General features: G+C 44.6%; 15 protein-coding genes and 1 pseudogene. All 16 read right to left on the bottom strand.

All coding sequences use genetic code 11. The features are described from left to right. Positions 1–155: rod shape-determining protein (locus tag B2751_RS03660; protein WP_290772937.1), on the bottom strand; the 155-nt coding region annotated here is incomplete at its 3' end. A 210-nt stretch (positions 156–365) separates the two neighbouring features. After that, the gene (locus B2751_RS03655; RefSeq protein WP_025114760.1) at positions 366–626 is read right to left on the bottom strand and encodes a sporulation transcriptional regulator SpoIIID; all 261 of its coding nucleotides are present in this window, start codon (positions 624–626) and stop codon (positions 366–368) included. Between the two features lie 156 nt (positions 627–782). After that, complete coding sequence (locus B2751_RS03650; RefSeq protein ID WP_036123068.1) at positions 783–1,460, bottom strand: M23 family metallopeptidase; 678 nt, start codon at positions 1,458–1,460, stop codon at positions 783–785. Positions 1,461–1,497: 37 nt separating this feature from the next. Beyond that, positions 1,498–2,436, bottom strand: a complete 939-nt coding sequence (gene spoIID, locus B2751_RS03645; RefSeq protein ID WP_008180534.1) for a stage II sporulation protein D — start codon at positions 2,434–2,436, stop codon at positions 1,498–1,500. 83 nt (positions 2,437–2,519) lie between these two features. Next, positions 2,520–3,897 (bottom strand): annotated as a pseudogene (locus B2751_RS03640) (UDP-N-acetylglucosamine 1-carboxyvinyltransferase). Positions 3,898–4,263: 366 nt separating this feature from the next. Beyond that, a complete protein-coding gene (locus tag B2751_RS03635) occupies positions 4,264–4,503 on the bottom strand; it encodes a DUF1146 family protein (RefSeq protein ID WP_008180537.1) in 240 nt (79 codons plus the stop codon). Between the two features lie 77 nt (positions 4,504–4,580). After that, a complete protein-coding gene (locus tag B2751_RS03630; RefSeq protein WP_025114765.1) occupies positions 4,581–4,988 on the bottom strand; it encodes a F0F1 ATP synthase subunit epsilon in 408 nt (135 codons plus the stop codon). A gap of 24 nt (positions 4,989–5,012) precedes the next feature. Beyond that, a complete protein-coding gene (atpD, locus tag B2751_RS03625; RefSeq protein WP_290772865.1) occupies positions 5,013–6,440 on the bottom strand; it encodes a F0F1 ATP synthase subunit beta in 1,428 nt (475 codons plus the stop codon). A gap of 36 nt (positions 6,441–6,476) precedes the next feature. Next, positions 6,477–7,328 (bottom strand): ATP synthase F1 subunit gamma, encoded by an 852-nt coding sequence (gene atpG / locus B2751_RS03620; RefSeq protein WP_035410620.1) that lies wholly within the window; start codon positions 7,326–7,328, stop codon positions 6,477–6,479. Positions 7,329–7,370: 42 nt separating this feature from the next. After that, positions 7,371–8,879, bottom strand: a complete 1,509-nt coding sequence (gene atpA / locus B2751_RS03615) for a F0F1 ATP synthase subunit alpha (protein WP_023469496.1) — start codon at positions 8,877–8,879, stop codon at positions 7,371–7,373. Positions 8,880–8,898: 19 nt separating this feature from the next. Next, a complete protein-coding gene (locus B2751_RS03610) occupies positions 8,899–9,432 on the bottom strand; it encodes a F0F1 ATP synthase subunit delta (RefSeq protein WP_290752958.1) in 534 nt (177 codons plus the stop codon). Continuing rightward, positions 9,432–9,965, bottom strand: coding sequence for a F0F1 ATP synthase subunit B (atpF, locus tag B2751_RS03605; RefSeq protein ID WP_290772862.1), 534 nt, complete (start codon positions 9,963–9,965; stop codon positions 9,432–9,434). Before atpF ends, B2751_RS03610 begins: the two co-directional genes overlap by 1 nt. A 127-nt stretch (positions 9,966–10,092) precedes the next feature. Beyond that, positions 10,093–10,305, bottom strand: coding sequence for a F0F1 ATP synthase subunit C (gene atpE, locus B2751_RS03600; RefSeq protein ID WP_023469499.1), 213 nt, complete (start codon positions 10,303–10,305; stop codon positions 10,093–10,095). A gap of 75 nt (positions 10,306–10,380) precedes the next feature. Beyond that, positions 10,381–11,124, bottom strand: a complete 744-nt coding sequence (atpB, locus tag B2751_RS03595; protein ID WP_290772860.1) for a F0F1 ATP synthase subunit A — start codon at positions 11,122–11,124, stop codon at positions 10,381–10,383. An 8-nt stretch (positions 11,125–11,132) separates the two neighbouring features. Beyond that, positions 11,133–11,519, bottom strand: a complete 387-nt coding sequence (locus B2751_RS03590) for an ATP synthase subunit I (RefSeq protein WP_290752966.1) — start codon at positions 11,517–11,519, stop codon at positions 11,133–11,135. After that, on the bottom strand, positions 11,516–11,734 hold the full coding sequence (locus B2751_RS03585; protein ID WP_023469502.1) for an AtpZ/AtpI family protein: 219 nt from the start codon (positions 11,732–11,734) through the stop codon (positions 11,516–11,518). Before B2751_RS03585 ends, B2751_RS03590 begins: the two co-directional genes overlap by 4 nt. Positions 11,735–11,748: the final 14 nt, after the last annotated feature.

Raw genomic sequence — 11,748 nt, 5'->3', positions numbered from 1 at the left:
ACCATTTGGCGAGCTTCTTCCCCCACCGCTAATACTTTATTTGTCTTTTTATCAATAGCCACTACAGATGGTTCATTAAGGACAATCCCCTTACCTTTAACGTGGATTAATACGTTCGCAGTACCTAAGTCAATGCCGATATCTTTCGAAAACATTTTATAATTTCTCCTTCCCGCCAGTTCAAACTACATAACGTTCATTTTATCTCTTTATCTAGAATATTTTATCATATTCTATTGGTAATTTCACCCTGTATTTAATGATTAAGACTGTTTTCTTTTCACGTTCTGGACGGCAATAATATAGTATTACTTTACCTTAAACAAACTTATTATATGCCTGTTCACACAACAAAAAAGAACGAATCAATCTTGACTCGCTCTTTCTTTCCACTTGTTTTTCGTTGCTTCTCCTCCGCGAATATGACGTACGGCCTTATGGTAGGCGAGTATTTCTTTCACTTGGTCAGCTAATCCTTCATGAATTGTTGGTAATCGCTCTGTTAAATCCTTGTGCACCGTACTTTTTGAATAACCAGTCATTTTCGCGAGGACTCGCACAGTCTCACGCGTCTCAATCAGTAATTCACCGAGGCGTATGCAGCGCTTCCGAATGTGCTCATGCACGTTCTTCGTCCTTTCCACACAATTTCACAAAATGCTTTGGCAATCAGATGCACATTTGCGCATTTCTTCACCTTATGTGAGGACAAAGCTATTCAGAACACGTTTTGCATTTTCCTAATAAAATGCTGATTTTTTATGCGTTACTAGCTTTTAGAATTAAAAAGCTAGTAATTTTTTCGGATTAATATATTTTCCGTCTTCAACTACTTCGAAATGCATGTGGACGCCAGCCGCTTGATTCCACTCGTTATCAGTCGCTTTTCCTAAAGCTTGACCTTGAGTAACCTCATCGCCTTCTTTTACAGCGATATCTTTTACAGAGCTATAATGTGTTTGCATGCCATTTGGATGCTCGATGACAATTTTATTGCCTGTAAATGCGTCTAGTTTTACTTCTAGTACTTTACCAGTCATAGCAGCTAGTACTTCAAATTCTTCACCATTCATAGCAATAGAGATACCAGAAGACGTTGTAAATGTTTGATTAAATACCATTAGTGCATTTTCACGAGACTCTTCATTCGCTTCTAGCTCATAAAACTCTTGTAAGATTTGTACTTTACTAAGGCTCTCTTCTTTGAATGGATACATCATGTTTTCAGTACGTGCATTTGTTTCTACAACAGGACCTGAATCAACTTCTGCTAAATCTGGTAACGGTGCCTCTTCTACTTTAGATACGAGACTATTGTAACCAAATAACAATCCTGCTAGAACCAGTGCACCACCTGTGTAAACTACTGGCCAAAACCATGGTTTCTTTTGTAACTGACCATTTTCCTTTTGATTTGGATTCTGGTTTTGAGAAGCTTTATTATTTTTATCCTCTCTCATTTTCATCACCTCTAGTTGCAGTGTGAACAACTAGAAGTTATTTTAAACATGCATCTATTTTTTTTATTTCAATATCTTTATAATAATAGTGTAAAATTTCAGCAGCCGTTTTCCCTTCATTTGCCATAGCCTCTGCTCCATATTGACTCATTCCTACTCCATGACCATATCCTTTAGTTTTCACATGAACCTTTCTAGTATTATCATTATAAACAATTGAAAAGTCAGTGGATGGTATTCCAAGAAACGTTCGAACCTCTCTCCCTGTCCAAACATTATTCCCTAACTGTAGACGCTCCACACGCCCTGAGTCATTGTAAAATAGCTGTATACGATTAAAATCACTAGCTTGCCATTGTATTGGCCATAATTTATTCCATTGTGCTAGAGACCACTCTTGCTCTGCCTCAAATTTCGGAGATGTTTGATCTGAAACACTTGCAACACTTTGCAAATATGGAATATTATTTCCACTATAGCCGTAGGCACTTTCTGTTTGTCCATTACTTGTTGAATGAAACATAGCTGTAATTAAATCATTATTATAAAGAAGAACTTGTCCTTTCGTTTCATTGATGGCTTCGACAATTTTCTTTTCATTTCCCAGGAAATTGCTAGCCCAATTCGCTTTTCTTTGACTCTCATCATAGAAAACTTGCTTTGCTACAGTCGGTGCGATTGCTTTTTTACCGTAATTTGTCGTTTTTAACGCATAAGTACGTGCTGCAATAGCCTGTGCCTTCAATGCCTCCTTTTTAAAAGAAACAGGCATTTCTGCCGCTACTACCCCGGTTATATACGTCTCTAAAGGAATTTTTTCCTTTTGTCCCTCCACTTCTATAAATAGTTCACAAGCTTTTTCATCTGCTGTTGGAGGTTGCACTTCCTCCCGTCTTTCGCTTAATCCTAAAACAGGAAGCACATATAACGCCCCCAATAAACAAAGGACACCTATACTAATCATCCATTTTTTCATAAGGAATAATATGCTTAATACTATTTAGTTATGAGAAATAAAAAACCCCTCTGCTTCTGTAAGCAAAGGGTTTTAACATCATATTAGTTTGTAGGTAATTCAACAGAAATGTCTTCAGTCGTCACAACTTCTTCATCCGTAATACGTTCAATATTTGCCCCAAGAGAAGCCAATTTACCATGGAAATCAACATATCCACGATCTAAATGGTGAAGCTTTGTAACACGTGTAATTCCTTCTGATACTAAACCTGCTAAAATCAGTGCAGCCGCAGCTCGTAAATCCGTTGCCATTACTTCAGCCCCCTGAAGCTGTACTGGCCCCTCAATAAACACAGAGCGTCCTTCTATTTTAGCACCCGCATTCATGCGACGGAACTCCTCAACATGCATAAAACGATTTTCAAATACTGTCTCTGTAATGATACTCGTACCTTCTGCAGTCAACATTAAGGCCATCATTTGTGATTGCATATCTGTCGGGAAGCCTGGATGTGGCATTGTTTTAATATCCACAGCTTTTAATGTCTGAGGAACACGTACACGAATACCTTCATCCAATTCTATAATTTCTACGCCCATTTCGCGCATCTTCGCAATCAAAGCTGTCATATGCTCTGGAACTGCGTTTTCGATGACCACATCACCCTTAGTAATAGCTGCTGCTACCATAAATGTACCAGCCTCAATGCGGTCGGGAATAATATGATGCTCTACTCCATATAATGTATCGACTCCTTCGATACGAATCGTATTTGTACCAGCACCAATTACACGACCCCCCATACTATTAATGAAGTTAGCAAGGTCAACGATTTCAGGCTCCTTTGCAGCATTTTCGATCACAGTTGTCCCNNGCGTTAATAAAGTTTGCCAAATCTACTATTTCAGGCTCTTTCGCTGCATTTTCAATAATTGTCGTCCCTTTTGCAAGAGATGCTGCTGTCATAATATTTTCAGTTGCCCCAACACTTGGGAAATCTAAATATACATTTGCTCCTTTTAAACGACCCTCTGTCTTTGCCTCTACATAGCCATGACCAAATGAAATCTTCGCCCCCATTGCTTCGAAACCTTTTAAGTGTAATTCAATTGGGCGAGAACCGATTGCACATCCTCCTGGTAACGCAACACGAGCATAGCCATTACGCGCAAGCAATGATCCCATTACTAAAATAGATGCACGCATTTTACTAACAAACTCAAACTGTGCTTCACTAGAAAGTTCTTTTGTTGCATCTATATATACGGCATTATCTTCAGGTATATATGTAACTGCTGCGTTTAAACTTTTAAGTACTTCGTTTATTGTAAAGACGTCTGCTAAGTTAGGGACTTCTTTAATTACATTTTCTCCCTTTGAAGCAAGTAAAGCTGCTGCCAGGATTGGNNCATTTTTTGCGCCCTCTACACGTACTTTTCCCTGTAGTTTTTGGCCGCCAGTCACTATTATTTTATCCACCCTATGTCCCTCCGAATTCAATCTATTAACCTACCGAATTTTTATTTTAATAAAGAAGTATAATGTCATAATCAGTAAACAAACAACTCTATAGTACAACTTTTTTAACGCCCATTCAAGCGTCCAAATCACTATTTTAAGGCATTATTAGATATTTTGCTATTTATTTATTGTACGCTATCAATTTTTTTTTGTGAATGACCAATAACCAGTTCGCTTCTAATACATACCCAAAGATGTATGAACAAAAAACAACTTTTAGAAGTTTTTTTATACATAGTTCAAAGGGCCACATAAATGTTATTATAAAGTCCTTTGAAGTATGTAGTGTTAAGGTGCAAGATTCGAATTGATATTGTCGAGGCTTTAAAATAAGTATGGAAGTTTCCCAGACCAGTTAGATATTTGTAGAAAGAAATTGGATACCGCAGAACCAATTGTAATACTCAATAAAATATAAATAAGTTGAATCTGAAATACTCTATTCTTCTTGAATAATTTTTCTGTCATAAAAGCCTGTAATGCGTAAAATGTAATAGCTATAAAAAACAAATGCGATAATATGCCTAATAAAGCTTCTTGTCCTATTGCTTCATAAAGCTCCATTTTTCCCCCTCCAACTGTCCTATAATTTAAGCACTTTAAAAAACGGGCAGATGCTATATCTGCCCGTTAAAAATGAATTAGATATTACCCTCATGAACGTTGATACGATTCAACGCACGTTTTAATGCTAGGTCAGCACGTTTGAAATCAATGTTGTCTTGTTTACCTTGAAGACGTCCTTCAGCACGTTTAACGGCTTCTTTTGCACGTTGAACATCAATATTTACAGCAACTTCAGCAGAAGGCGCTAAAATAGAGATCTTTTCTGGACGAACTTCAATGAAACCACCGCTAACAGCAACAATGTCAGTAGAACCGTCTGCTTTTTTAAGCTTCACTGCACCAATTGCAAGTGGAGCAACCATTGGAATATGGCCTGCAAGAACACCGATTTCTCCTGAAGTTGTTTTAGCGATTACCATTGATACTTCAGAATCGTATACCGGGCCGTCGGGAGTGACAATATTGACTAGAACTGTCTTCATATTTTTTCCTCCTCGTCCCTAGTATTAAACCTCTACGCCCATGCTTTTCGCTTTTTCAACTACTTCATCAATTGAACCAACTAGACGGAAAGCATCTTCTGGTAGGTGATCCCATTTGCCATCAAGGATTTCCTTGAATGAACGAACAGTTTCTTTTACAGGTACATAAGAACCTTTTTGACCAGTGAATTGTTCCGCTACGTGGAAGTTTTGTGATAAGAAGAATTGAATACGACGAGCACGTTCTACTGTTTGTTTATCTTCATCAGATAACTCATCCATACCTAAAATGGCAATGATATCTTGTAATTCACGGTAACGTTGGATAGTACGTTGTACACCAGTAGCAATTGCATAGTGCTCAGCGCCTACGATTTCAGGTGATAATGCACGTGAAGTCGAAGCTAATGGGTCAACCGCAGGGTAGATACCCATTTCTGATAATTTACGCTCAAGGTTAGTAGTTGCATCTAAGTGGGCGAAAGTTGTAGCTGGAGCCGGGTCAGTATAGTCATCGGCTGGTACATAAACCGCTTGGATCGATGTAACCGAACCTTTGTTTGTTGATGTGATTCGCTCTTGGAGCATACCCATCTCTGTTGCGAGTGTCGGCTGGTAACCAACGGCAGATGGCATACGACCGAGAAGGGCCGATACCTCAGAACCCGCTTGTGTGTAACGGAAGATGTTATCAACGAAGAGAAGAACGTCTTGTCCTTGCTCATCACGGAAGTATTCTGCCATCGTCAAACCAGTCAAGGCAACACGGAGACGTGCACCCGGTGGTTCGTTCATCTGACCGAAGACCATCGCTGTTTGTTTGATAACGCCTGAATCCGTCATCTCGTGGAACAAGTCATTTCCTTCACGCGTCCGCTCACCAACACCTGCGAATACCGAGATACCGCTGTGCTCTTGCGCGATGTTGTTGATCAATTCCTGGATGAGGACGGTCTTACCTACACCGGCACCACCGAAGAGACCGATCTTACCACCCTTGATGTAAGGAGCGAGCAAGTCGACGACTTTAATTCCAGTTTCGAGGATTTCAACTTTCGTTGAAAGGTTATCGAAAGTCGGTGCTTTTTTGTGGATTGGAAGACGTTCCACGTCAGCAGCGATTTCTTTTTCATCAATTGGGTTACCGAGTACGTTGAAGACGCGACCAAGTGTCGCTTCTCCGACGGGTACCGAGATTGGAGCATTCGTATCGAGTACTTCCATTCCACGGCGTACTCCATCCGTAGAGTCCATCGCAATGGTACGGACGACGTCGTCACCAAGGTGCAGGGCGACCTCAAGCGTCAAGTCGATAGCCACTTCTTCTACAGTTTGCGGCGTATATTGAATACGAAGCGCGTTGTAGATGTTCGGTAAGTGTCCTTCGAACTTAACGTCGATGACAGGTCCCATGACCGCGACGACGCGGCCTTTTAAACCGAGTTCGTTCATCGTGTTTCCTCCTACCTATCGTTACGCCAGTCGGGATTACTGCTGCGCAGCAGCCCCACTGACGATCTCTGTGATTTCTTGCGTGATCGCAGCTTGTCGAGCTCGGTTGTAGACGAGAGTCAATCGACCGATCAAGTCATCTGCGTTATCTGTCGCACTTTGCATTGCTGTCATACGTGACGCATGTTCTGCTACTTTCGCGTCAAGAAGCGCACCGAAGATCAAGCTCTCCGCATAACGCGGGAGGAGTTCCGCAAGGATTTGTTCCTCGCTTGGCTCGTACTCATAAGTCGTCGAAGATGAAGCTTCGATTTCTCCGAGTGGGAGAAGGGTTTCGACTTTCACTTCCTGGCTGATGACAGATAAGAAGTGGTTGTAGCACAGCTTGAGCTCGTCGATTTCGCCGACCGTGAACGCACTCACTGTGCGCTTCACGATCTCAGCGACGTCGACATACGAAGGAGAATCGTTCAAGCCTGTGATCGCATCTGTGACCGTGATTCCGCGTGAACGGAAGAACTGGACACCGACTTTACCGACCACGAAGAGAACGTAACTGTCCGTAGTATGCTTTTCTTTGATTTCCCGGTAGACTTCACGCAGCACGTTGGCGTTATATGCACCAGCTAAGCCGCGATCCGATGTGATGACGATATATCCTGTCTTTTTGACGGGACGTTTCTCGAGCATCGGATGGCTCGCACCTGTCGTGCCATTCGCAATGGTTCCGAGTACCTCTTGCATTTTCAGCATGTAAGGTTGGAACTTCGCGCTATGTGCTTGAGCGCGGTTCAGTTTCGACGCCGAAACCATGTTCATCGCTTTCGTGATCTGTTTCGTACTTTTCGTCGAGTTGATCCGCGTTTGTATCTCGCGCAACGATGCCATTTCGATTCACCACCTTGTTAGTATCAAGAGCGTTCCGCCGGATTAAACCGTCGCTTGGAACGTTTTCTTAAATTCTGAGATTGCTGCTACGATCTCTTCGTCTGCTGGAAGGTTACCTGTCTTACGGATCTCATCGCAAAGTTGTTTGCGGTTTTGATCGAGCCAGAGGTTGAGTTCCTTTTCAAAACGACGAATATCCGTTACAGCAACATCATCAAGGTGACCACGAGTCAAGGCATAGATGATGATGACTTGCTTATCGACAGTAAGGGGTTGGTTCAAGTCTTGTTTCAAGACTTCAACTGTCCGCTCACCACGGTTAAGCTTCGACTGAGTCGCTTTATCAAGGTCAGATCCGAACTGAGCGAATGCTTCAAGCTCACGGTAAGATGCGAGGTCAAGACGGAGCGTACCCGCTACCTTCTTCATCGCTTTTACTTGAGCCGAACCACCTACACGCGATACCGAGAGACCCGGGTTGATCGCGGGACGGACACCTGAGAAGAAGAGATCCGATTGAAGGAAGATTTGACCATCCGTGATCGAAATAACGTTCGTCGGGATATAAGCTGAGATATCCGACGCTTGTGTTTCGATGAACGGAAGGGCAGTCAAGCTACCTGCGCCAAGCTCGTCGTTCAACTTCGCCGCACGCTCAAGAAGGCGTGAGTGGAGGTAGAAGACATCCCCTGGGTAAGCTTCGCGGCCTGGTGGGCGTTTCAAGAGAAGCGAAAGCTCACGGTAAGCAGCTGCTTGTTTTGAAAGATCATCATAGATGACAAGAACGTGTTTGCCTTGGTCCATGAAGTGTTCACCCATCGCGACACCTGCGAATGGTGCGAGGTAAAGAAGTGGAGCCGGCTGTGAAGCCGCTGCCGAAACGACGATCGTGTAATCGAGGGCACCGTTTTTACGGAGCGTCTCGACGACGCCACGGACTGTTGATTCTTTTTGTCCGATTGCGACGTAGATACAGATCATGTTTTCTTCTTTTTGGTTGATGATCGTATCGATTGCGATCGACGTCTTACCCGTCTGACGGTCACCGATGATCAACTCACGCTGTCCACGACCGATTGGAACGAGGGCATCGATTGCCTTGATTCCTGTCTGAAGTGGTTCGTGTACCGATTTACGCGCCATGACGCCAGACGCCTTACGCTCGATCGGGTTGTAGTGTTCTGTTTCGATTGGACCAAGACCATCGATTGGCATACCGAGTGGGTTGACGACACGTCCGAGAAGTGCGTCTCCAGTTGGTACTTCCATGATGCGGCCCGTACGGCGAACAGAGTCGCCTTCTTTGATTTCAAGGTAGTCACCGAGGATGATGATACCGACGTTGCCTTCTTCTAAGTTTTGCGCCAAGCCCATTGTGCCGTTAGCGAATTCTACGAGCTCTCCCGACATGACGTTGTCGAGTCCGTGTGCACGAGCGATACCATCACCGATTTGGATGACCGTACCTGTCTCGTTCACTTCCATCGTAGAACCGTACTGCGCGATACGCGCTTTAAGCAGGGCGCTGATTTCTTCAGCTCTAATGCTCATGCGTTTCACCCCTATTTTCTTACGCTTTTAACAGCTCACGCTCAAGGCGCGTTAGTTTAGTTTCGATCGTACCGTCATATGTCGTGTAACCGATTTGAACGCGAAGTCCTCCGATGACACTCGTGTCGACGACGTTCTCGACTTCAAGCGTTTTACCTGATTTTTGGCCAAACGTCTCTTTCACTTTCGTGAGTTCCTCGTCTGACAATTTGTATGCACTCGTGACGATTGCCGTCGCGACATTGCGGTGTTCATTCAACAATGCAATGAAGTGTTCCGGTAACGTGACGATTTCTGCCGCCCGGTCGTTTTCGACCATGACGAGCAACGTGTTCAAGACGATCGAGTTGAAGCCAGTGAAGCTTGTTTGAAGAACTTGCTTGAGCTCTTCAGCAGAAATCGATGGGTTATCTAAAACCGAAGCGAGCTCTGGTGTTGCGTGGAGCACTTCGCCGAGCGTCCGCACATCAGCTTCTGCTTGCTCGAGCACCTGGTGCTCAAGCGCAAGATCGAAGAGCGCTTTTGCGTAGCGTCCCGCTACGTGATCACGCATTAGTTCGTGCCCTTAGTATCAGCAAGGAATTGATCGACGAGTGCCTTTTGAGCGGCTTCGTCCGTCGCAAGCTGTGTTTTCATGACGTGGCGTGCTGCAGCGATTGCTTGAAGAGCGACATCGTTCTTCAAAGCAGCTTGTGCTTCAGCGCGTTCACGTTCGATCGCACGGCGAGCTTCTTCCTTACTCATTTCGGATTCAAGACGTGCCTGCTCCATCGCACGTGCTTGCTCTGCTTCTGCCTGACGGCGTGATGCTTCTAAAAGGTCGCGTGCTTCTGTACGCGCTTTGTTTAATTCTTCGCGTTGTTGTTCTACGTAGACTTCAGCGTCTTTACGGCTCTTTTCAGCCGAGTTGATCTCGCTAGCCACATGCTCTTCCCGCGCTTTCATCATGTTGACGAGCGGGCCCCATGCGAATTTCTTCAAGAGGATGAGGAGCAAGAGGAAAACGACGATCGTGACGATCATGTTGGCGATAAGAGGTTGATTTGATTCCGCTACTCCTTCAGCCGCAAGATACGTTAGATTCATTCGATTACACTCCCCTCGTGGTTGGTTCAACTTCAATATCTACATAAGGGAGCCTAAGCTCCCGTGACGGTTCACTCAAACGTTGAACGAATAGCGCCCTATGTAGTCCGTTCTCGTTAATCGTGGATTAAGAGTTGAGAAGAAGGAAACCGACCGCTACACCGATGATTGGAAGTGCCTCGACGAGACCGATACCGATGAACATTGTTTGACGAAGTTCGTTTTTGAGTTCTGGCTGACGTGCTTGACCTAATACTGTACCGTTTACGATAAGACCGTTACCGATACCTGCGCCGAGTGCGCCGAGTCCGATGATGATCGCTGTTGCAATAAGATTCATGATAAATTGCCTCCCTAGAGTATGTTCATTGATTTGTCGTGCTGTTATCGGAAAAGCGGATGCTTTACCTTCGAATTAATGGTCGTGCGCTGCCTTATGTCCGATGTAAACCATCGTCAGGATAAGGAAGATGTACGCTTGGATACCACCGATGAAGAGTGAGAATCCTTGCCAGATCAACATCGGGATACCCGAGATGATCGCGCCTAGTGGTCCGAGGAATTGGAAATCGTTCGTACCAGAGACGATACCGATCGAAAGAATGATTCCGATCATGATTTCACCAGCGAAGATGTTTCCGTAAAGACGAAGACCGAGTGTCAACGTGTTTGCAAACTCCTCGATGATGGTAATGATAAACATCGGCGTCATGAATGTTTTCGCATAAGCGCCGAAGCCGCGCATCTTCACACCGTAGTAATGGCTCATGACCACTACGAGAGATGAAAGTGCCAGTGTCACGTAAGGATCTGCAGTTGGTGAGTTGAACCAAATGTAGTGTCCCGTCACGACGTTGAATGGGAGACCCATGATGTTGGATACAAGGATGAACAGGAATAATGTCATTCCGAACGTAAGGAAGCGACCCCCTGTTTTCCAGTCCATCGTGCTGCTGATGATACCGCGAACGAATTCGAGGAACATCTCCATCACGTTTTGAGCACCGGTTGGCTTCATCACAAGACGTCGCGTACCGGCCACGGCAATCAAGAAGACGAGAGCAGCAGCAATCAATACTGTGATCAAGTTCGTCCAGCTACCGTACAGAACGAAGTCACCCCAGAGTGGGATTTCGTAAAGTGGCATTTCGTGGTTCATTTGACTATTCACCTCTTTTCCCGCTTGAGTTCGTGAGTCAAGAACTCACAAAATTGTATGACGTGGCCGGCGAGAAGGCCTATTACCACCGCAGTTAATGACAATTCAGTTTGATACTTCAAACCGATCATCACACAAAGTACCGCGACCGCCATGCGTGAAACGGTCCCTCGAGACATCGGCTTACGCCCCGTCTCGATTACACGATACATCCGATCGACGCTGAGTCGTTGAAGCGTCAAGATCAGAAAGCTGCCAGTTCCACCAAGTGCCAGTCCATAAATGACCGGTTCACTCGGGCGTCCGATGAGCAGCAGGACAGCCAGGATCCCGTAAAAGAGTCCAAACCATCGTAAGTACGCACGATACAACGCATCTTGAAGGATGATGTTCATGTCTTCTCCCCTAACAAGTGCCTGATCATGGCGATCATGCAAAGAATGCCGATGAAAATCCCGATGAACACGGCGAACGTCGCACCCATTTTTTCCCACCATTGTTGTTGTTCCCCATAGTTCCCAACCAAAAAGCCAATGACGATCGGTGCAGCCAGTGCCGTCGAAATTTGCGAGGCCATGACCATACTCTTTGCGAGCCCACTTTGGCGCACTAGAGACGACCCCC

Origin of the sequence: Exiguobacterium sp. UBA6282 (genome assembly GCF_002440475.1) — a bacterium.
GTDB lineage: Bacteria > Bacillota > Bacilli > Exiguobacteriales > Exiguobacteriaceae > Exiguobacterium_A.
The sequence above is the reverse complement of the archived record's forward strand: the minus strand, read 5'-3'. Positions and strand labels throughout refer to the sequence as shown.